This window comes from Micrococcaceae bacterium Sec5.7 (assembly GCA_039636785.1).
Classification (GTDB): domain Bacteria; phylum Actinomycetota; class Actinomycetes; order Actinomycetales; family Micrococcaceae; genus Arthrobacter.
Genome location: CP144169.1, coordinates 205,980 through 227,808 on the forward strand (window position 1 = coordinate 205,980; position 21,829 = coordinate 227,808).

The 21,829-nt window shown below is 64.7% G+C and carries 17 protein-coding genes; 8 read left to right on the forward strand and 9 right to left on the reverse strand.

Going from position 1 to position 21,829, the window contains the following annotated elements:
* The 5 genes from cobA (at position 1) to V3C33_00910 (ending at position 4,438) form a co-directional block, all read left to right on the forward strand.
* Positions 1 to 1,035: a uroporphyrinogen-III C-methyltransferase gene (gene cobA, locus V3C33_00890; GenBank protein XAS67927.1), complete on the forward strand. Its 1,035-nt coding sequence runs from the start codon at positions 1 to 3 to the stop codon at positions 1,033 to 1,035.
* A 17-nt stretch (positions 1,036 to 1,052) separates the two neighbouring features.
* On the forward strand, positions 1,053 to 2,240 hold the full coding sequence (locus V3C33_00895; GenBank protein XAS69603.1) for a uroporphyrinogen-III synthase: 1,188 nt from the start codon (positions 1,053 to 1,055) through the stop codon (positions 2,238 to 2,240).
* Between the two features lie 179 nt (positions 2,241 to 2,419).
* On the forward strand, positions 2,420 to 3,295 hold the full coding sequence (locus V3C33_00900) for an FAD-dependent oxidoreductase (GenBank protein XAS67928.1): 876 nt from the start codon (positions 2,420 to 2,422) through the stop codon (positions 3,293 to 3,295).
* A 116-nt stretch (positions 3,296 to 3,411) separates the two neighbouring features.
* Entirely contained in the window at positions 3,412 to 4,143 is a 732-nt protein-coding gene (gene deoC, locus V3C33_00905; GenBank protein XAS67929.1) for a deoxyribose-phosphate aldolase, read from the forward strand.
* A 52-nt stretch (positions 4,144 to 4,195) separates the two neighbouring features.
* A complete protein-coding gene (locus V3C33_00910; GenBank protein XAS67930.1) occupies positions 4,196 to 4,438 on the forward strand; it encodes a hypothetical protein in 243 nt (80 codons plus the stop codon).
* A gap of 115 nt (positions 4,439 to 4,553) precedes the next feature.
* Here V3C33_00910 and V3C33_00915 read toward each other — a convergent pair whose 3' ends face one another.
* Positions 4,554 to 5,351 (reverse strand): metal-dependent hydrolase, encoded by a 798-nt coding sequence (locus tag V3C33_00915; protein ID XAS67931.1) that lies wholly within the window; start codon positions 5,349 to 5,351, stop codon positions 4,554 to 4,556.
* Between the two features lie 6 nt (positions 5,352 to 5,357).
* A complete protein-coding gene (gene mfd / locus V3C33_00920) occupies positions 5,358 to 9,062 on the reverse strand; it encodes a transcription-repair coupling factor (protein XAS67932.1) in 3,705 nt (1,234 codons plus the stop codon).
* 208 nt (positions 9,063 to 9,270) lie between these two features.
* Here mfd and V3C33_00925 point away from each other — a divergent pair, with 208 nt between their 5' ends.
* The 3 genes from V3C33_00925 (at position 9,271) to nhaA (ending at position 11,404) form a co-directional block, all read left to right on the forward strand.
* Positions 9,271 to 9,768 carry a DUF2505 domain-containing protein gene (locus tag V3C33_00925; GenBank protein ID XAS67933.1) on the forward strand — a complete coding sequence of 166 codons (498 nt, stop codon included), beginning with the start codon at positions 9,271 to 9,273 and terminating at the stop codon, positions 9,766 to 9,768.
* A 4-nt stretch (positions 9,769 to 9,772) separates the two neighbouring features.
* Positions 9,773 to 9,994: a hypothetical protein gene (locus V3C33_00930; GenBank protein ID XAS67934.1), complete on the forward strand. Its 222-nt coding sequence runs from the start codon at positions 9,773 to 9,775 to the stop codon at positions 9,992 to 9,994.
* 72 nt (positions 9,995 to 10,066) lie between these two features.
* A complete protein-coding gene (nhaA, locus tag V3C33_00935) occupies positions 10,067 to 11,404 on the forward strand; it encodes a Na+/H+ antiporter NhaA (GenBank protein ID XAS67935.1) in 1,338 nt (445 codons plus the stop codon).
* A gap of 6 nt (positions 11,405 to 11,410) precedes the next feature.
* Here the strand turns inward: nhaA and V3C33_00940 are convergent, their stop codons facing one another.
* From V3C33_00940 to V3C33_00970, 7 genes are all read right to left on the reverse strand, one after another.
* Complete coding sequence (locus V3C33_00940) at positions 11,411 to 11,860, reverse strand: SUF system NifU family Fe-S cluster assembly protein (protein XAS67936.1); 450 nt, start codon at positions 11,858 to 11,860, stop codon at positions 11,411 to 11,413.
* A 30-nt stretch (positions 11,861 to 11,890) separates the two neighbouring features.
* Positions 11,891 to 13,216, reverse strand: a complete 1,326-nt coding sequence (locus V3C33_00945; protein ID XAS67937.1) for a SufS family cysteine desulfurase — start codon at positions 13,214 to 13,216, stop codon at positions 11,891 to 11,893.
* A 459-nt stretch (positions 13,217 to 13,675) separates the two neighbouring features.
* Positions 13,676 to 16,321: a LuxR C-terminal-related transcriptional regulator gene (locus V3C33_00950; GenBank protein XAS67938.1), complete on the reverse strand. Its 2,646-nt coding sequence runs from the start codon at positions 16,319 to 16,321 to the stop codon at positions 13,676 to 13,678.
* A gap of 25 nt (positions 16,322 to 16,346) precedes the next feature.
* Positions 16,347 to 19,085: a helix-turn-helix transcriptional regulator gene (locus V3C33_00955; GenBank protein XAS67939.1), complete on the reverse strand. Its 2,739-nt coding sequence runs from the start codon at positions 19,083 to 19,085 to the stop codon at positions 16,347 to 16,349.
* Positions 19,086 to 19,259: 174 nt separating this feature from the next.
* Positions 19,260 to 19,844, reverse strand: coding sequence for an aminoacyl-tRNA hydrolase (pth, locus tag V3C33_00960; GenBank protein XAS67940.1), 585 nt, complete (start codon positions 19,842 to 19,844; stop codon positions 19,260 to 19,262).
* A gap of 139 nt (positions 19,845 to 19,983) precedes the next feature.
* The gene (locus V3C33_00965) at positions 19,984 to 20,577 is read right to left on the reverse strand and encodes a 50S ribosomal protein L25/general stress protein Ctc (GenBank protein ID XAS67941.1); all 594 of its coding nucleotides are present in this window, start codon (positions 20,575 to 20,577) and stop codon (positions 19,984 to 19,986) included.
* A 271-nt stretch (positions 20,578 to 20,848) separates the two neighbouring features.
* The gene (locus V3C33_00970) at positions 20,849 to 21,829 is read right to left on the reverse strand and encodes a ribose-phosphate diphosphokinase (protein XAS67942.1); all 981 of its coding nucleotides are present in this window, start codon (positions 21,827 to 21,829) and stop codon (positions 20,849 to 20,851) included.

Sequence of the window (21,829 nt, forward strand, 5' to 3'; positions counted from 1 at the left end):
ATGCAGCTCAGTATTGATCTCAGCGGCCGCGAAGTCCTGGTCACCGGTTCGGACCACGCTGCCCGCCAGGCCGTCCGCCGCCATCAGGCGGCCGGCGCCGTGGTCTCCCGCCTCAGCACCCCACAGGGTGCGCGGCACGACGGCCCGCTGCCGGAACGCCCGTTCCTGGTGGCCGCAGTGGATGACGGCCAGCCCGGCTGGGAGCCGTTGCTGGAACGGTGCCGCGAAAACGGCATCCCCGTCGCGGTCGAACCAGCTGCGGGACCCACCGGCCACGTCACCCTGGTGGGTGGCGGACCGGGAACCACCGAGCTGCTGACCGTGGCTGCCGTCAGGGCGCTGCGGGACGCCGACGTCGTGTTCTACGACCGCCTGGCCCCGTACCAGGAGCTGCCGTCCCTGAGTTCGGCCGAGCTGGTGGACGTGGGCAAGCGCCCCGGCCACCACCCGGTCAGCCAGTCCGCCATTGAGAAGCTCATGGTGGAGGCCGCGCTGGACGGCAAGAACGTGGTGCGGCTCAAGGGCGGTGACCCCTATGTGTTCGGCCGCGGCGGCGAAGAGGTTGCCGCCTGCGTGGCTGCTGGCGTACCCGTCCGTGTCATCTCCGGCGTCACCAGCGCCATCTCCGTCCCGGCCGCTGCCGGCATCCCGGTAACCCACCGCGAAGTGAGCCACATGTTCACCGTGGTTTCCGGGCATGCGCCGCTGACCGAAAAGGAACACACCCACCTTGCCGGTCTGGGCGGGACTATCGTGGTTCTCATGGGAATCGGGACACTTCATCAGCTGGCGGCGGGCCTTCGGAAGGCCGGAATGCGCGCCGACATGCCCATGGCGGTGGTGGAACGCGGCTACCGGCCCGGACAGCGCACCACTATTGCCGAGCTCGGGACCATCGTCACCGCGGCTGCCGGGTGCACCAATCCGGCTGTGCTGGTCATCGGCGAGGTGGTGCGGGTGGCTGAGGCCAACCGCGGGCATGCCGAGGCCGCAGCCGATCTTGACAGGCTGGCGGCCTCGCTGCTGGGCGCGTGAAAGGAACAATGAACGCCATGAACGCCATTGCCCCGGCCGAATACCTGCCCGTCAAGGACTCCGGTGCTGCGCAGGATCCTGTCAACCAGGAGGCACAGCCGCCGGAGACCGCCGATTCGCCGCTGGAGGGTTTCCGGATCGGAGTGACGTCGCACCGGCGTTCGAGAGACCTGATCGAAGCCCTGGAGCGCCGCGGCGCCGAGGTCCTTCACGCGCCGGCGCTGAAAATCGCCCCGGTCCAGGAGGACATCGGTCTCATCGAGGACACCAAGGCCATCATCGCCGCCCGTCCGGACCTCTGCATCGCCACCACCGCCTATGGCATGCGCCGCTGGTGTGAGGCCGCAGACTCGTTCGGCATCGGCGAAGAACTGTTGGAAACCCTGGGAGCCTGCCGGATGTTCGTCCGGGGGCCGAAGGCCCGGGGTGCCGTCCGCGCGGCCGGCCTTGCCGACGTCGGGATCAGCAGCGACGAAACCACGGCAACACTGGTGGACATGCTGCTCGCGGAAGGAGTTCGAGGCAAAACGGTTGCCGTCCAGCTGCACGGCTACACCGATGTCCGCCAACTCGAACGCCTGCGGATGTCCGGCGCCACGGTCCTGACGGTTACGCCCTACCGCTGGGTGAAGCCCGACGGCGAGGATCTTCTCCCCCGGCTGATCGAGGCCGCCTGCAGCGGCAACCTGGATGTTCTGACCTTCACAAGTGCCCCCGCTGTGGATGCCATGTGGAGCACGGCCCACGAAATGGGGCTCTACACGCAACTCGTGGCGAGCCTCAAGACCAACGTCACCACGGCCGTGGTGGGTCCCATCACGGCCCAGCCGCTGATTGACGCCGGACTCTCACCGCTCGTTCCGGAACGGTTCCGGATGGGCGCCCTCATCAGGCTGGTCTGCGAACATCTGGCCCTGAATCACGTCCGCCGGCTGGAAACCAGATCGGGCAGCGTGGAGCTCCGCGGACGCTGCCTGCGGATAGACGGCGAGTCTGTGGAGCTCGCTCCAGCTCCCCTGCTCCTGTTGCGCGCACTCCTCGGTGCCGGCGGGGCGGTGCTGTCCCGCGAGTCCCTTTCGGAGCTCCTGGAACTGCGTGGCTCGGTCCATGCCCTGGACATGACGGTCAGCCGGCTGCGGTCCTCCCTGCCGGACGGCAGCCTTGTCGAAACCGTGGTCAAACGCGGCTACCGGCTGCGGGTCTGACGCGGCTCCGGTGTCCCTGTCCCTGGGTGCCTTTGTTACCAGCCGGTAAAAATTGGCGAACGAGTGGCGATATTCCGGCAATGACAGGGAAACAAGCCGGAAAAGCCGGAGGCCTACGCTGAGTCCATCAAGCAACTCCAGGCCCGCGCACATGGCCTGATCAGCGAAAGGGCCCGCACATGTCCGCTCCGGCACCGTCCAACTCCTTGTCCAACCCACCGTCCACCTCAACCGACTCGTCACTGCGCATTGTCATTGCCGGCGCCGGTCCGGCCGCACAGGCTCTGGTGGGCCAACTGGCCCGTGCGCAGTTCGCCGGCAGCATCACCGTGCTGAGCAACCGTGACGACGCCCCGTCGGATCTGCTGGAACTGGCCGCGCTGCCCCGGGTGTCAATGCGGTTCGGGCAGCCTGCCAGCTTTATCGACGCCGTCAACCGCCGGGTGACCACGGCTGACGGCATGGAATTCAGCTACGACCAGCTGGTGATCGCCACCGGATCAGCGCCCGCGGGTTCCCCCGTTGACGGCGCCAGCTGTTGCCTGAGCTACTCCACCATTGACGACGCCGCCAAGATCGGTGAAGCCGTCAAGGAAGCCACGCGCGTGCTGGGCAGGCGCCCGCTGGGAATCCTGGTGGGCACCGGCGCGGCCGGCCAGGCGGAGGCTGTGCTTCGGGCCAGGGGCGTGCGGCCCATCCGCACCACCGCCCGGCCGGCCGCGATTGTTCCCACCGCAGGCCCGGTATTATCAGCTGCCGGGATTCTGTTCGAGGACGGCAGCAGGATGAACGGCGATCTGGTGATCCTGGCGGAAGAACGCATCGCCCGCGACAGCCTGGCCGCGAGCGCCGGTGTGAAGACGGCACCCAACGGCGGCATCGTCATCAGCCGGGACTTCGGTACGTCGGTCCCCGGCATCTGGGCCATCGGGGATGCGGCCGCGTTCGACGGCGTGAGGCTGGGTCTGCTGGTTGCAGCCGGGTCCGCGGCGGGCGTCTGTGCCGCGCAGCTGATGACGGCGGCTCGGGCCGTGCGGCTACCTCTCGCCGCGTAGGGCCGGCAGCCGGATATCCCGGCTTTTCAGACCGCCCGTTGTGGCAAGATGGTCATCTGAGGAGCCACGAAGAACGCGGCGTCGCCAGCCCCACGAGGCCCACGGAGAGGACCATCATGAGCAACGAAGCCACACCCGACGCTAGTAGTTCGGGAGGCGCTGCAGGGACCCCGGCAGCTGGGAACATTGCCTCCTACATCGACCACACGCTGCTCAAGCCAGAGGCCAGCGAAGCGGAGATCCTCAAGGTATGCGCAGAGGCCGCCGAGTACAGCTTCAAGTCCGTATGCGTCAACCCGGTCTGGGTCAAGACCGTCAAGAAGGCCCTCAAGGGTTCAGGCGTGCTGACCTGTTCCGTGATTGGTTTCCCCATGGGGGCAACCCCCAGCGATGTGAAGGCGTTTGAAGCCCGCGGTGCCGTTCTGGACGGTGCCGATGAAATCGATATGGTCATCAACATCGCTGCGGCCCGTGCGGACGATAAGGGCGCGCTTGTGGATGACATCAAAGCGGTTGCGGAGGCCGTCCATGCAGGCGGAGCCATCCTGAAGGTAATCATTGAGACATCGCTGCTGAGTGACGCGCAGAAGGTCCTGACGTGCGAGGCTTCGGTGGAGGCCGGGGCGGACTTCGTCAAGACCTCCACGGGCTTCAACGGCGGCGGCGCAACAGCCGAGGATGTTGCCCTGATGCGCCGCACGGTGGGTCCGGATCTTGGCGTCAAAGCCTCCGGCGGGGTGCGTTCGCTTGCCGACGCACAGGCTATGATTGCTGCAGGTGCAACACGTATTGGTGCCAGCTCCGGAATTGCCATCGTCAAGGGCGAACAGGGTTCGTCCGCGTACTGATCTGATCCGGCAGCCGCCACAGTTTGAGCCCCGCGGGGCGGAGGAGAAAAGCATGTCCGAGAACACCGTTGTCCAGACTTCCGAGATCCAGACCCCTGAGAACGAGAACAAGCTCGGCACCAGCGTCCTGCTGTTCGTCGTATTGATGGCCCTGTTCCTCGGATCGCTCTACTCGCTGTCCTTCCTGTCGCTTGACAACGCCTGGCCCATGGCCGTGTGCCTTGTCCTCTTCGCTCTGGCGTTCTGGATCCCGCAGACCATTCTTGGCCGCTCGGATACCGCCGGCGAGAGCTAAGACTTCAGCCTTCAAATGAAATGGCCCCGGGCATCTGGTCCGGGGCCATTGCTTTTAACACTGCCCGGCCGCCGGTGCGCTGGGCGACCAAGCCGCGTCGCGTCGTCGTGTGCTGTTATCGGGTCTGAAGGGCCGACGCCACCCAGGTCCAGCGTTCGTGGGCCATGTTCCAGCCGGCCAGCCACATCCCCACCATGGCGTAAGCGCTGACCGGAATCAGCACGAGCCACTCGCGGCGGGAGCCGGCCCGTCCCAGGATGGGAATGGACAGGGCACCGTTGGCCTTCCAGATATCCTTGAGTAGCGGCAGCTTCCGCAGGAATTTCGGGGGCTTGATCACGATCGGCCACAGGAGCGGCACTCCCCCTGTGGTCACGAGGTCTCCGACTATATGGACCACCACGCCGACCATCATGGACATGGGCAGCCAGGTCCACTGATGCGGCGCGAACCAGGTCACCAGTCCGGCCATGGTGAGACCGAAGATCCAGTTGGTGATCCAGCCAGACTTCGGAAAGAGCTTCAAGGCCTTGGCGGCGATGTTGATCATGAACATGCACAGCAGTCCTGCACCTACGGACAGCAGGCCCCACGGCGTGCTGACCTGAAACTGGGCAGCCATGCCCGCGAGCACGACAAAACCGGCCGCGCCCAGCAGCGAGTGTGTGCCCTGGCGGTGGCCGCCGCTGGCATTTTCAATGCCCACGGCGATCACGTTGGACAGCGGCGGCAGCGAGTGCGCCACCGTGCTGGAGCGGTGGTCCCAGTCGCACACCAGCGCCGTTCCCGCCGTCGCCATACCGCCGATCAGGATGCCGGTGGCGTCCAGCGGATACCAGCCGAGTGCATATGGCCCCGTCGAGGCAACGGCCACCCACGCCGCGGCTCCCGACGCAGCGTGATGTCCTCCCATCACGGCTTAAGCCACCGTCAGCGGCGCATCGGAAAAGATCGCGGCAATAACGCCGTTGGCCCATTCCAGGATCTCGGCATCCTGCAAGTCCCGGCCGCCGATCCGTGCTGTCTTAGGCTTCGGGATAAGCACCGCGTCCAGGGCCGGCTTGGACTGCGAACCGGGGTACATCCTGGTGAGGCGCATGAGTTTGGACTCGGGCAGCTGCGCGGGTGAGAACTTGATGAAGTTGCCCTGCAGCGCCACATCGGAGAGCCCGGCCTCGCGTGCGCCCACCCGGAAACGCGCCACGGAGATCAGGTTTTTTGCCGGCAGCGGAGGTTCGCCGTAGCGGTCCACCAGTTCGGCCAGGACCTCATCAATGGCCTCGTGGGTGATCGCCGCTGCGAGTTTGCGGTACGCCTCCAGGCGCAGCCGTTCACCGGGTACGTAGTCGTGCGGAAGGTGCGCGTTGACGGGCAGCTCGATCTTCATCTCGGCTGCCTTCTCCTCGGCTTCGCCGCGGAAGTCGGCCACGGCCTCGCCCACCAGCCGGATATACAGATCGAAGCCCACACCCTGGATGTGGCCGGACTGCTCTCCGCCCAGCAGGTTGCCGGCGCCACGGATTTCGAGGTCCTTCATGGCCAGCTGCAAACCCGCGCCGAGCTCGTTGTGGGCGGCGACCGCCTTGAGCCGTTCCAGCGCCACCTCGCCCAGCGGCTTCTCCGAGGGGTACAGGAAGTAGGCGTAGGCGCGTTCGCGGCCACGGCCCACGCGCCCGCGCAGCTGGTGCAGCTGCGAAAGCCCGTATTTGTCCGCCCCGTCCACAATGAGCGTGTTGGCGTTGGAGATGTCCAGGCCGGTTTCGATGATGGTGGTGCACACCAGGACGTCGAAGCGCTTCTCCCAGAAGTCGACGATGACCTGTTCCAGCCGGCTCTCGGACATCTGGCCGTGCGCCACCTCAACCCGCGCCTCAGGCACCAGCTCGCGGATCTTCGCCGCGGTCCGGTCAATGGAGGATACCCGGTTGTGCACAAAGAACACCTGGCCCTCGCGCATCAGCTCGCGTCGGATGGCGGCGGAGGTCTGCTTGTCCGTGTAGGGGCCGACGTAGGTGAGGACCGGGTGGCGTTCCTCCGGCGGCGTGGCCAGCGTGGAGGTTTCGCGGATTCCCGTCAGCGACATCTCCAGGGTGCGTGGAATCGGGGTGGCGCTCATGGCCAGGACGTCCACGTTGGTGCGCATCTTCTTCAGCGCCTCCTTGTGCTCAACACCGAAGCGCTGCTCCTCGTCCACAATCACCAGGCCGAGGTCCTTGAACGCAAAGTCCTTGGACAGCAGCCGGTGGGTGCCGATCACCACATCGACGGAACCGTTCTTGACGCCTTCCACGGTTTCCTTGGTTTCCTTGGCGTTCTGGAAGCGGGACAGCGGTTTCACCTGAAGGGGGAAGCCGGAAAACCGCTCCGTAAACGTCTCGTAGTGCTGCTGGGCCAGCAGGGTGGTGGGCACCAGCACCGCCACCTGTTTGCCGTCCTGGACGGCCTTGAATGCCGCCCGGACGGCAATTTCGGTCTTGCCGTAGCCAACATCGCCGGAGACCAGCCGGTCCATGGGGATCTCCCGCTCCATGTCCGCCTTGACCTCGTTGATGGTGGTCAGCTGGTCCGGGGTCTCCACATACGGGAACGCTTCCTCCAGCTCGCGCTGCCACGGGGTATCCGGGCCGAAGGCATAGCCCCTGGAAGCCATCCGGGCCGAATACAGCCGGATCAGCTCGCCGGCGATCTCCTTGACGGCCTTGCGCGCCTTGGACTTGGTGCTGGACCAGTCCGAGCCGCCCATCTTGCTGAGCGCGGGGGCATCCCCTCCCGCGTACCGCGTCACCTGGTCCAGCTGGTCCGTCGGCACGAACAGCCGGTCGCCCGGAGCGCCACGCTTGGACGAGGCGTATTCCAGCACGAGGTACTCGCGCACACCGTCCCCTCCGCCTGCCACCTTGCGCTGGATAAGCTCAACAAACCGGCCGATGCCGTGCTGTTCGTGGACCACGTGGTCGCCGGCATGCAGCTGCAGCGGGTCCACGGCGTTCCGCCGCTTGGACGGCATGCGGCGCATGTCCTTGGTTGAACCGGCAGAAGTCCGCCCCAGCAGATCGGCTTCCGTGAGGAGTCCCACCTTGAGCCCGTCCAGGACGAAACCGCGTCCGACGGCGGCGGTGGTCACCTCGATGATGCCCGCCTGGGGCTCGTTGTCCAGAGAGTCCACCCTGGCGCACGGGATATCGGCATCATGGAAGAGTTCGGCCAGCCGCTGTGCCGGGCCCGGGCCCTCGGTGACCACCACGATGCGCCACTGGTCCCTCACATGGGAGCCGATGAACTCCAGCATCTCGGCAACATCGCCCTGATAGCCACGGGGCTCCCGTGCATGGAGGTTCAGGACATCGATGTCCGGCAGCAGCTCCTCATCCGTGGCCAGCGAAGTGATGGACCACCAGGACACGCTGTGCCCGAGTGCTGAGGTACGGGTATCCGAGAGCGAGCGGAAGCTTGCCGAGTGCAGATCCGCGGATGCCTGGGAGAGCAAATCAGTGTTCAGCGCCAGAGGCGCCATGCCGCCGTCGGAGGCTGTTGACCACGCCGCTTCCAGGAATTCCTCATTCGTGGCGGCGAGGTCATGGGCGCGGGCCCGCACCTTCTCGGGTTCGATCACCACGGAAATGGACCCCGGCGGCAGCTGTTCCACAAACGGCACCATGGAGTCCACCAGCACCGGCGCCAGGGATTCCATGCCTTCCACGGCGATGCCGCCGGCGATCTTCTCCAGCATGTCCGCCGCAGCCGGCAACTGGGTCTTGAGCGTGGCGGCACGCGACATCACGGACGGCGTGATCAGGATTTCCCGGCACGGCGGGGCGTGCAGCTCGGTGGGGTGGTGGATGCCGGGCGAGGCCAGCGAGCGCTGGTCGGCAACGGCGAACCAGCGCATCTGGTCCACCTCGTCGCCGAAGAACTCAACACGGACGGGGTGGTCCTCAGTCGGCGGGAAAACGTCCAGGATGCCGCCGCGGACGGCGAACTCACCGCGGTGCGTCACCATGTCCACCCGGGCGTAGGCAGCGTCCGCAAGGCTCCGCACAACGTCGGTGAAGGGGATTTCCTGCCCCACCTTCAACGTGACCGGCACCAGCTCGCCGAGCCCGGCCACAATCGGCTGGACCACCGCGCGCACGGGGGCCACCACCACGCGCAGGGGACCCGCCGCGGAAGACTCCGGGTGCGCCAATCGGCGAAGGACGGACAGCCGCCTGCCAACCGTGTCCGAGCGCGGCGAGAGCCGTTCGTGGGGAAGTGTCTCCCAGCTGGGGAACTCAGCCACACAGCCCGCCGGCAGGTAGGCACGCAGCGCGGCGGTCAGGTCCTCTGCCTCGCGTCCCGTAGCGGTGACGGCAAGTACAACTGCCGGCGCAGCAACAGCAGGCGCGTCGCCGTCGGCCGTCAGTTTTCCGTCATCTCCCGTGGCGAAAGCCGTCAGTCCGTCTGCCATCTCGGCCAGCAGGACGGCACGTAGGCCGGTTGGGGCGCTGATCTGGTAGTCCTCGCTGCGGATGTCAAAGCCCCTGCCCGCCTCTGCCTGCACACGGGCGAAGGACTTGTCCGCGCCGAGAACGCGGCGCAGGCCGTCAAGTGAGGGACCGCTATGGGACGGGCCGTTGAGGCTCATGGCAGAAGCTCCTGAGGTATTCAAGCGAAAGCAGGCAACACGAAAGCCCGAAATTCGTGAGAATCCCGGGTGCTCCCAGCCTACCCCCGCCCTTGGCCGCCGGCAGCCTCGCCGGCTACCGCACGGCAGTGGGAGTGCGGAAGAGCCCCCGGGAACCCGTAGGATGTGGGGAGCAAAAAGCGTGTTTGACCCCAACAATGGAGGATCCATGGCACTGAGTGCATCAACAACCCTTCCCCACACCGTTGACAGCGTCGCAGCTGTATTCGTCGATGAGGATTTCCAGCGCCATACCAGTGAGCTGGTGGGCGGCACCCTGGAGTCGTTTGCCGTGGCCGGCGATGTTGCCGGAGCCTTCAGCACCACATCGGTCCGCACACTCCCCACCACGCGCCTGCCCGAGATTGCCCGGAAGTTCGTGGGCGAACGGCTCACCGTGACACAGGTGGAAAACTGGGACGCACCCGCCACGGACGGCTCCCGTCACAGCAGGATCACACTCAAGATCTCCGGTGCGCCGATCGACGTCACCGCTGAGCAACGGCTTGTGGCCGACGGCGCCAGCACCCGTGTTGAGCTTGAAGGAAAGGTCACATCCTCCGTGCCGTTCCTTGGCGGCAAGATCGCAGAAGCCGCGGAGCCCATGGTGAGCAAGGCGCTGAACATCCAGTCACAGCAGGCACGGGCCTGGCTGGAAAGCCACTAACGCCATGGGGCTTCCGGCCTTCGCATCCTGGGTCCTGATCATTGCCGGCATCTGGTCCCTTGTGGTGTGGCCCCGGTTCCTGCGGCGGGTCATGAAGGATTCCCGCGCCCGCGACGCCGCAGGGAAGGCCACCAAATTCCTCACGGTCCATGTGGTCCTGGTCAGCATCTCCATGGTGCTGGGCGCGGCGACGGCGGCAATCGGCATAGCGGGTCTGCTCAGCTAAGCTGTTTCAAAGGTGCGCCGGGAAGTCTGGTCGGCAATGATTTTGCCGACCCCTTAAACACCAGGAGCCACATTGACCAGCCGCCATTCCCTTCCGGCCCGCGCCGCCAAGGTCTTCAGCCGTTCCACTTACCCGGAATACCTCAGGATCTCCGAGATCCTGAGGCTGGAGACCGTGGGTGGCGCCCTCCTGCTGGCGGCCACCGTGGTAGCCCTGATCTGGGCAAACTCCCCCGTTGCGGACAGCTACTTCGACCTCCGTGAACTCAAAGTGGGCTACGAACCCTGGCATCTCCAGCTCAGCCTGGGACACTGGGCGTCCGACGGTCTGCTGGCCGTCTTCTTCTTCATTGCCGGCCTGGAACTCAAGCGTGAATTCGTGTCAGGCGAGCTCAGGAAGTTCTCCAAGGCCGTGGTTCCCGTCGCCGCGGCAATCGGCGGTGTGGCTGTTCCGGCCATCATCTACGCCCTCGTCAACCTGACAGCCGGACCGGAAGCGCTGAGGGGCTGGGCAATCCCCACGGCCACCGACATCGCTTTTGCCCTGGCGGTGCTGGCAGTGATCAACACCCATCTGCCGGCAGCGCTGAGAACGTTCCTGCTGACCCTCGCCGTTGTTGATGACCTCTTGGCGATCGGCATCATCGCTTTCTTCTACTCCACAGACCTGCAGCCGCTGCTGCTGCTGGCTGCCCTGGTGCCGCTGGCGCTCTTTACCTTCCTCGTGCAAAAGCGGATCCGCAGCTGGTACTTGCTGGTTCCGCTGGCAGCTGCCACCTGGGCACTGGTGCACGCGTCCGGAATCCATGCCACCGTGGCGGGGGTGCTGCTCGGCTTCGCGGTGCCGGTCCTCGCGTCCAGAAAAGAGCAGGCAGCCATGAGACCCGGTGAGCCCGATCATGGCATGGCCGAAAGCATCGAACACAGGCTCCGGCCGCTGTCAGCCGGATTTGCCGTTCCCGTGTTTGCGTTCTTTTCCGCCGGGGTAGCCCTGGGCGGTGTGGCGGGGCTGAGTTCGGCCTTCGCCGACCCGGTGGCCGTGGGGATTGTTGCCGCGCTGGTTGCCGGCAAGGCCATCGGCGTGTTCGGCGCCACCTACCTGATCACCAAAACCACCAAGGCAAAACTCGACGACGGCCTGGCCTGGATCGATGTGGCGGGCCTCGCCGTGCTGGCAGGGGTGGGCTTCACCGTATCCCTGCTCATTGCCGAGCTGAGTTTCGGCGCCGGTTCAGCGCATGACGACCACGCGAAGGTGGCCATCCTGGCCGGTTCCCTGCTCGCGGCGCTGCTCGCCGCCGTCGTGCTCCGTGCACGGAACCGGCACTACCGCCGGGTGGAGCTGGAAGAAACCCGCGACGACGACGGCGACGGCGTCCCGGACGTTTTCGACCATACCCGGAAGGGCTGAGGCGGCTCAGGCCGCCTGGTTCAGGGCATCCTCTGCGGCGACCCACGAGATCATGGCGCACTTCACCCGGGCTGCATAACGGGCCACGCCTTCGAACGCGGCGGCATCACCGAGGATTTCGGGGTCGGCATGGATTTTTCCGCGCGACCGCAATACTTCCCTGAAGTTGCCGATCACCTCGTGGAGCTCCGCCACGGACATTCCCTCGGCCATCTCGCTCAGCACGGAGGCGGATGCCATGGAGATTGAGCAGCCTGCCCCGTCCCACGAGATCTGGGCGACTTTGCCATGGTCCACGGCAACGCGGAGTGTGACTTCGTCGCCGCAGACGGGGTTGAGCTGGTGCGACTGGCCGGTGGTAGCGCCGTCCGGCGCAACCGTGGTGGACAGTCCGCTTCCATGGCGGACCTTGGAGTGATCCAGGATGATCTGCTGGTATAGCTGGTCGAGACTCATGCTCAGGTACCTGTTTCTTGAATCCCGGCGCTAGGCCTGGAAGTAGGCGCGGACTCCGGAAACGGCGTCCAGAAACTCATCTACGTCGTCGGTGGTGTTGTACAAGTATGCGCTGGCGCGGGTGGTGGCTGTCAGTCCAAGGCGCCGGTGCAGCGGCTGGGCGCAGTGGTGACCCACACGGACGGCGATGCCACGTGAATCCAGGTACTGTCCGACGTCATGAGCGTGTACTCCGGCCATGTCAAAGGCCGCCAGCCCGATCCGCTCCTGGCCAGAGACCGGTCCCAGCACCCGGACGCCGTCGATGCCTTCCAACCCGGCCACCATCCGCTGGCCAAGCTCGGATTCCCAGGCGTGGACGCGGTCAATGCCGGTCTCGGTCAGGTAGTTGACGGCCGCGGCGAGGGCAACAGCCTGGGAGATACGCTGGGTGCCGGCCTCAAAGCGCTGCGGAGCCGGCAGGTACTCGGCCCTGTCCATGGTCACGGTGGTGATCATGGAGCCACCGGTCAGGAACGGCGGAAGAACGTCGAGGAGTTCCTTCTTGCCATACAGCACGCCGATCCCGGTGGGGGCGAGCATCTTGTGGCCGGAGAACACAGCGAAGTCGACGCCGAGTGACTTGACGTCCAGGGCCAGGTGCGGCGCGGACTGGCACGCGTCCAGTACAACGAGTGCACCTGCCCCCTTGGCGAGGGCCACGAGTTCCTGCACTGGGTTGATGATGCCCAGGACGTTGGAGGCGTGGGTGAACGCAAGTACCTTGGTGCGGTCCCCCACGATCTCCTTGGCCCGTTCCAGCTGCAGCGCGCCGGAGTCGTCAATGGGAATGTACCGGAGAGTTGCCCCGGTCCTGAATGCCAGTTCCTGCCAGGGGATGAGATTGGCGTGGTGCTCCATTTCGGTGACCACGATTTCGTCGCCCGGGCCCACGGCAAGGTCCTTCAGCCGTGGGTCCCCCCTGCCCTGGCTCGCCCACAGAGCTGCGTTGGACAGCGCATAGCTGATCAGGTTGAGGCCTTCCGTGGCATTGGAGGTCCACACGGTTTCCTCATAGTCCGCGCCGATAAAGTCGGCCACAGTCTGGCGGGCATCCTCAAATACCTCGGTGGCTTCAACCGCAAGATGATGGGCACCGCGGTGAACAGCGGCGTTGCGCTGCTCGTAGAACTCCTGCTCGGCCTCGATCACGCTGAGCGGATTCTGCGACGTGGCGCCGGAGTCCAGGTACACAAGGCGACGGCCGTTGACCAGCTGATCCAGTACCGGGAAGTCATTTCTGATCCGCAGCACCTCGGCGTTGTCCATGGCCGGCAGCGCGCGCTCCAGCGTGGTTGGCGTTGATATTAGGGCCAATGGGAACTCCTTGAGGTGCCAATCGAAGACACTCAATTGTCCCACAACACGGCGATGGCGGCTTTCCACATGAGGGAAGCCGCCACGGCGGTCAGGAGTCAACTCCGGAAATTTGAGGGCCGGCGACGGCTGGGGGGAGAGCCTCGGTCTCAGAAGACTCTGACGTCGCCGGCCCCGTCTGAACCCGGTCCTTTCGGACCGGAAGATCTTCATATTCGAGGCCTGCACTGCATTGGCGGAACGTTTGCGGCCATCTTTCGGAGCCGTTTGTGTTGCCTCTCTCAGTTAATCGTGTGGAGGGGGACACGGCACGAGTAGCGAGTACTCGTTTTCCTGGGAAACGACTACGGGGTGCGGGCAGGCGATACCCGGATTCGTATCCGCACCACTTGCTTGGTACCGGCGCACAGTGTTCGCCTCCGCAACACGCCGGAAGAGCTCTGGTGAGAATTGGCAGCGCTAGGGCTTAGGGAGCACCTGGGAGAGCTCATCACGCCGGCGCACTCCCAGCTTGACGTAGCTTCGGTACAGATGACCTTCAACGGTCCGGACCGAAACCATGAGTTGCTGGGCGATCTCCTTGTCGGTCAGGCCTTTTACGGCCAGCTCCACGATATCCTGCTCCCGGCGCGTCAGATGGACCATGGCCGGAGCATCAATGAACGGACTCTCCCTGAACCGCTCACCCAATTCGTGGTCACATTTCTCCCGGAGTGCCACGGCTTGCCTGGCTCGCCGGCGTTCCCCCGAAGTCTCCAGCAGGGCTCCTGCTTTGGCGTAGGCTTCCCGTGCGAGATTGACCAATCCGGACTCCTCCAGCTCCGAAGCCGTGCCCATCAGGAAATCGGCATCCCCTGATTCCCATGCCTGGGCCAGGGACCGCCATCCCGCCGCCCGTTGGCCCTCAACTGTTTCAGCCAGCGTACTGATGAGCGGCATCACCGAGTGGTCGCCGAGATCAGAGCATAGCGTCAGACATTCCAGCAATGTCGCAGATCTGATGACCACACCATCGGTTGTGGCCAGGGCGTGCAGTTCGGCAAGCCCTTTCCCGTCACGGTCCAAGTACTCTGACGCTGCCGCCGCATAGGCCGCTTCCAGGAGTTCACCGGGTCCGCCGGCGTTCCGGGCTGCTTCGTAGTCCATTTCCAACCGCTTCGCCTGGTCCGTATCCCCCAGCCGGGCGGCTGCGTAGAATCCGAGGGCGGCACTTAGCTGGAACTGTTGAAGCGGATCATTCACACGGAGTGCCTCCGTGGCAGGAAGCAGTATCTGGTAAGCACGTTCCATCCTGCCCTGTCGCAGGAGGGCAAGCCCGCGAAGGACCTCGATGCTGCCGCCGAACGTGGTGGCGCCCTGTGTCTGCTGGGCGCTGTAGCCGGCCAGTTCCCGCTCTGCGGATGTCCAGTCCCCTATGCCGAGGTATGCCATGACCAGCCGGACGAGGACGAATTCGTTGAAGAAATAGGGTCCGTCCTGCAGACCCGGGAGCTCGGCTGCCGCAGCTATTGCCGCGGTAACTCCTTGTTCCGCACATCCTGAGGCGGCGAGGGTCTGGGCCAACAGGGCCAGCGCTATGGTGTGCGCAGCTGCGCCACTGGGTCCACTTGTTTCGCTTTCCAGCTCGCGGATTATTTGTTGGATTCCCGCGTGGTCGCCGGCAGCGGCGAGGTCCAGCAGCGCGTGTATTCTGTCCTGCCACGGGATGCCTGCAACGCCGTCGACAGCGTTGCCGGCCGTCGCAGAATGCTGGTCCCGCGACTCTTCCCGAAGCAGTTCCGCTGACTGACCCAGGGCCAGGTGAGCCGAAGCCCTCAGCATCAGAATATGGGCGGCGTCCGGGTGCGCTTCCAGCTGCAGCCAACACGCATCCAGCAGGCGTGCGGCCTCCCCGTAGTCTCCGGCGTTGAACAGGGCACGGCCGATAACTACTTGTGCGTGGGGCAAGAGTGCTGGATCACTAATGTGGGATGCAAGGTTCCGGGTGCTGGTGTTACTGAACATCGCCAGGGCAAGGGACGCTGCACGCAGCAGCTCCGGATCGGGGACGTCCAGGCCACATTCAAGCGACCACTCAACCCACCTCAGCTGTCCCTCGGGACTGGCTGGCTGGGCATCCGGGTGATTACTGAGTTTCTGGCGCAGCTGGAGGCTCCGCGAAATGGACACGTGCCGCCGTATGGCTTCTCCGATTAAGGAGTGCCACAGCCGAAGCTCGGACGGAACGCCGGTATGCTCCGTTATCACCTGCTGGTCCAGCAGCGACCGTACGACGGCGGCCCCGCATACTTCCTCGATCATGCTCCGGTTCACGGGTTCGGCCAGTGCAATGAGTTTCAATGCGTCCTGCTCCTCCGATGTCCTGCGGAGAAGGTCCTTTGAGACGACGCCGGCAAGCCTGGCTCCGTCAGCCGGAAGGTGCCCGAGCAGCAGCCAGATTCCGTTCCGTTTGACCAGCACTCCCCCGGCAATGGCGTCGTCAAGAAGGCAGTCCAGAAGCAGGGGATTTCCACCCGACGCGGACCAAAGGCATTGGACCGTCCACATCGGCACCGTCCCATCCAGGACATGCGCCATCATTTCGGCGGCCTGATCCCGGTCAAGGGGCAGCAGATCGATCCGTTCGGCGAGGCCGTCGTACCACAACTGGTTGAGAGACTGCGGAAGACCGGGACGCGGCCGGCCGGCAGCCAGCACACTGGCCCATCCGGCCGAGATCATGTCCACCACAATGCTTGCCGTGGATTCGTCCAGGTGGTGGGCGTCGTCCACCACCAGGAGCATGGGGGCATCCTTGCCTGACTTCAGCTGCTGGAAGTATGTCCACACAGACCTGAGGACGGCCACAGGCGACACCGATTCCTCGGCCGAAAGTCCCGAAGTGTAGGGCGCCAGCACACCGTACGGGACCGACGACAGGGAGGAACTGCCGTGAATCCGTAGGACGGTCATGTCGGCGGAAAGCCGTTCCGTGACGGCGTCGGCCAGCATCGACTTGCCGATGCCGGGCCCCGCCATCAGGAACACGGCACGGCTGGTGCGGCTGCGGATGATGTGGCAGACACGGTCCAGCGAATCACGCCGTCCTGTGAGCTGCCTGTGCACCGGGCCGGGTCTCGGACTGTGACCGTTAGACGAGTCCAGGCAGATCACCCCTGGACGTGACGCCGAGCTTCGTGAAGACCTGGTACAGATGGCCCTCCACAGTCCGGACGGAGACACCCATCTCCAAGGCGATGTCGCGGTTGGAGGCACCCCGCCCGGCAAGCCGGGCAATCTGCCGCTCTCTCGCTGTTAACAGCGGGCTGCCGCTGCTGGGAACGATCGGCAGGCTCGAAAGGGTGGATGCCAGGTCATCCAATCGTGCCTGTGCCGCGCGGGCAGACACGGAATCGCCTGCCTGCCGTGCGAAATCGACTGCCAGTGCCATACACCGGGCTTCCACGGCATCGAGTTCCAGCGTTGCTGCCAATGCGCCGGCTGTGAGGAGGACTTTGGCGCCTTTGGTGCGGCTGCCCCTGCCTATTAGTCCGGAGAGTTCGGCCAGCGCGCCCTGGCGGTGAGCTGCAACCTCCTCGAGCAGCCGGAAGTCTTCGTCAGTTCCGTTGACGGTGGCTCCCAGCAGGCTGATCCCTGCCTTGGTATAGCGTCCGTGGGCGATGTCCTGACGTGCGGAAGCCAGCAGTCTCTTGACGGCATCGGCATCTCCGAGCCATCTGCACGCCATATCCGCACAGAATTCGATGATGGTCCTGGAGCCGAAGGCGGTGGGCCCACGCGATGAATGCAGCTTGTCGAGGTACTTCCGTGACTGGCCGGCATTGCCGATCTGGGCGTAAGCGAAAGCCGTTGCGGCGTAGGCGGTCTGCAGAATGTTCAGGACCGGCCGGAGCTCAAGCTGGGCCACCGCGGACAACAGCGAGTCCAGGGCCACAGCTCCCCGACCGGAATAGACGTATGCCAGGCCGGTGGCCAGCTCAGTTGCCGCGCTCCGGTAGGGCAGGCGGTGGGTTTCCCTACCCTTCGGCGGGCTGACCAGGTCTATGCACCGACGCCATTGGCCGGCATGCAGCAGGACGTTGAATGCCTGCCACCTGAATCTCTCCCGCAGGCCCACTATCTGTCCCGCATCCGAGAGCTGGCCCCCCAGCAGCCTCATCAGCTGCAGGGCGTCCGTCTCCCGGCCCGTAACAGACAGCGCACTCATCAGGATGATCGACGAGTTCATGCGGAACCAGAGATCATCGTTCAGCCGCGGATCCGCCGCCTGCTCCAGAGCGGGAATCATCGAGGCATAATCCCCGATGAACGATTTATATTCAAACTCGCTAAGAGTGATGCGGTTGGCGGCCGCGCCCAGTGGTTCCGGCCAGGGCGGTGCCACCCCGGCGTCCACACCGAGACGCCTACGCGCTTGCGTGAGCAGGCCCGGCACTTTGCCGCTGAGCTCAGGCAGCCACACCATGACCTCACACTTGGCGGCTACAACCTGGGCGAAGTCCTCTGAGCCGAGCTGATCCAGCTGTGGCTGGGAGATGTCATCGAGAGCTGCCATTGCCTGCAACGGCAGGTCCAGCAACAGGTAAGCGGCGGCCTTCTGCCGTTGCCCGGCCACCCACTCAATATCGGTTCTCTTCAGGCTTTCCGCGTATCTGAGGGCGAAGCGGGGATCGAACAGATGGACGGCAGCTTCAGCCGCCGCCAATGCCATCGATGGGCTCAGCTCGGCCTGGCATTCGTGCGTCCATGCGGCGAAGCCCATAAGCTCCTCCACCGTCATTTTGGACAGCTCCGGTTCCACACCGCCCAGTAGCTGGCTGCGGAGTTCACGCCGCCTGGCAATGCTGAGCCAGGAATGGACCACCTCGCCGAGGTACTGCTCGCGCAGCGAGACCCAACGTGCGTCTGAGTCCCCCACCGCCAGCAGTCCGGCGTCCTCCATATCGGCGATGGTATCGGTGCCAAATATAGCGGTCAGCCGGGCAAGCGAAACGCTCCTGGCGCATGAGAGCATTTCAATGACTTCACGGGAGTCCGTGGTTTCACGGGACCAGCGGGACCTGACAATATCGTCCAGGCCGGTGGCACCGTCCAGAACCACTTTGTCCCGCAACGTCCACACCGAATCCGAAAGGACCAGATTTCCGGACAACTGCTGTTCCGTCACCAAGGCCTTGAGCAGCAACGGATTTCCTCCCACGATCCCGTGGTAAGTACTCACCAGCGATGCGGATACCCTGTGCCCGAGCAGAGTGAGCAGCACTTGCCGGGTTTGAAGCTCATTAAGGTTGTCCAGCCGGACCTCGGTCAGGCGGCGCTCCGTCAGCAGCCAATGGAAGTCTGCCGGTAAGTCGCTGGTCCCAGGAGCAATTGCGATGATCCGGGCGGTCCTGGTGAGCAGGATATTGAGCAGGACACCCGCGCTCATGTCGTCGATACTGCCGGCGCTGTCCAGGGTGATCACGCAGTCCCGGCCGGCAGCATCGCTGCGGATGAGGGAGGTTATTCCCTGCAGAATGGCGGTTGGCGATCCCATTGCCGCCTGCGGGAGTCTGGCGAGCAGGAAGGCGAGGCAACCGTACGGCGTCCGTGATCCGGCCAGTGTGTTGCGCAGCTGGAGCGCCCAGACATCCGGGCCAAGATCTGAAACTGCGGTACGGGCCAGCGACGATTTGCCAACACCGCGGGCGCCGGAAATAACAACTCCCAGGGAATCCGGATCGGTAAGGGCGTTCCGTATGGCGTCAAGGTCTGCGCTTCGCGCCGGCACCGACCATCGTTGAGGCTCAGCACTGCCGGTGAAGCGCGTCGGCCCTGCCAGCGTGCTCCCCGTAGACCCACGTCCCCAGCTGAGTGGCTCGATTGACATGCTTCGTCCTTACGTCCCCGTGGACGGATTAAGGCAACGCCGCCTCCCCCGCCTAGGAGAAGACTACTCCCTGCCAGCGACAGTAAGACAGGGAGAAACGTTTCACAATTATTCCGGTCCTCCGCTCCGCTCCATCCGTGGAAGTCGGACGGGTCTCCTGTTCAACCCGCAAGCTCAGACTTTGGCCGGATGAAACCTCTGCTGGGCGGGAAGCAGGCCCTCCCTGACCAGGATCTCAACGGCGTCTGCGGCGTCGTCCAGCAGGAAGGGCAGGTCCTTTTTCTCGGAGGTGGCGAAGTCCCGGAGAACATAGTCCGCAGTCTCCATTCGCCCAGGCGGCCGGCCCACGCCAACCCTGACCCGGAGATAGTCCTTCGTGGCCAGGGCCTTGGACATGTCGCGAAGTCCATTGTGGCCGCCTTCGCCGCCGCCGGTCTTCAGTTTCACCGTGTTGAAAGGGATATCGATCTCATCGTGAACGGCGACTATCCGGGACGGATCGATGCCGTAGAACTTCGCCAAAGCCGAGACCGGGCCGCCGGAGACGTTCATGTAGCACATGGGCTTGGCCAGGATAACGCGTGGACCACCGATGCCCAGCCGGCCTTCGAGGACCTGTGCGCGGGTCTTATGCGCCTTGAAGCTTCCGCCGATGCGGGTGGCCAGCCCGTCCAGCACCATCTGGCCGACGTTGTGCCGGTTGCGGGTGTACTCGGCTCCGGGGTTCCCAAGGCCTACGATCAGCCAGGTGTCAGTCATGGATCAATCCTAAGGTGGGGCAGCCGCCGTCGTGATCCGAGGCGGCTCGGGCGCAATGCTACGGACGGCCAGGGTGCGCTGAAACGGCCGTGGCCGGGCCCCGAAGGGGACCCGGCCACGGCAACGCAGTGAACAGTTGTTACTCGGCTGCAGCCGTCCCGTTGGAAGCCGCGGCTGCTTCTTCATCTTCTGCAGACTCGTTGGCCTCGGAGATGTGAACCACCAGGGCGTCAGCGTCGGCAAGCAGGACAGAACCCTTGGGCAGCACGAGATCCGAAGCGTGGATGTGCTGGCCGGCGGTGCGGCCTTCGATGTCGATCTCGATGGCGTTGGGCAGGTGAGTGGCCTCTGCCTCGAGGGAGATCACCGTGAGCTCCTGGTTGAAGACGTTTCCGGGAGCAAGCTCGCCAACGACGTGTACGGGGATGTCCACGGTAACCTTCTCGCCCTTAATGACGGTCAGGAGATCCATGTGCTCGATGATCTGCTTGATCGGATCGCGCTGGATGTCCTTGACCAGGGCAAGGTACTCTTCGCCGTCGATGTCCAGTGTCAGAAGGGCGTTGGCAGCGCGGACGGCCAGGGTGATGGAACGGGCCGGAAGGGCAACGTGGATGGGCTCTGCGCCGTGGCCGTAGATGACAGCCGGGATCTGGCCGTTCATGCGGGCGCGGCGGGCGTAGCCCTTGCCGAATTCGGTGCGCAGTTCTGCGGCAAACTTCTGCTCAGCCATGTGTTTCTCCTTGAGTACTAAACGGTGTTCAGCAAGGGCGGAGGTCTGTTCACGACCTTCAACGCGGGGCGGCCGGATGACGGCCCTTCAAGAAGGAGATTCAGACCCAGTCGATAACGGAGACATGCAGTCCGGTTTCCCGGAGGTGCTCTCCCTCGCCAAGGTATCGTCAAGAAGCTTACCAGTGTTGGGCCCGTTTTCAGTAAACGGGCCCAACACCCTGTGGTTGAGCTTGTCGAAACCAGGGCCTAGACGGGCACGATCACCGGAATCAGGCGTTGCCGTCGAACAGGCTGGTGACCGAACCGTCGTCGAACACTTCACGGATGGCGCGCGCAATGAGCGGTGCGATGGACAGCACCGTCAGTTGCGGGAAGCGCTTGTCCGCCGGGATGGGCAGGGTGTTGGTGACCACCACTTCGCGCGCCCCGGACTCGGACAGCCGCTTGCCGGCGGGGTCCGAGAAGACTGCGTGGGTGGCCGCAATGATGACGTCCTTGGCTCCGGCGTTCTTCAGGACCTGGACGGCGCCGGAGATGGTTCCGCCGGTGTCGATCATGTCGTCGATGAGGACGCAGGTGCGTCCTTCGATCTGGCCCACCACGGTCTTGGAAATGGCCTGGTTGGGCACCGTGAGGTCGCGGCTCTTGTGGACAAATGCCAGCGGCGCACCGCCGAGGCGCTCGGCCCACTGCTCGGCGACGCGGACACGGCCGGTGTCAGGGGAAACCACCGTGATGTTCTCGGCGTCCACCCGGGTCCGGATATAGTCCGCCAGCAGCGGGATGGCCATGAGGTGGTCCACGGGGCCGTCAAAGAATCCCTGGATCTGCGAGGTGTGCAGGTCAACGCTCATGATGCGGTCCGCGCCGGCGGTCTTGTAGAGGTCGGCCACGAGACGGGCCGAGATGGGCTCGCGGCCCCGGCCCTTTTTGTCCTGCCGGGCGTACGGGTAGAACGGCGATACCACGGTGATCCGCTTGGCAGAGGCCCGCTTCAGCGAATCGATCATGATCAGCTGCTCCATGAGCCAGTTGTTCAGCGGTGCCGGGTGTGCCTGGATAACGAAGCAATCCGTTCCACGGACGCTTTCGCCTGCGCGGACGTAGATCTCACCGTTGGCGAAATCGTATGCGTCCACCGGCAGCAACTCAGTTCCCAGCTCTTTGGCGATTTCCCGGGCAAGCTCGGGGTGTGCACGCCCAGCGGCGAGCACCAGCTTCTTTTCGCCGCGCGCCGTAATTTCAGCCAT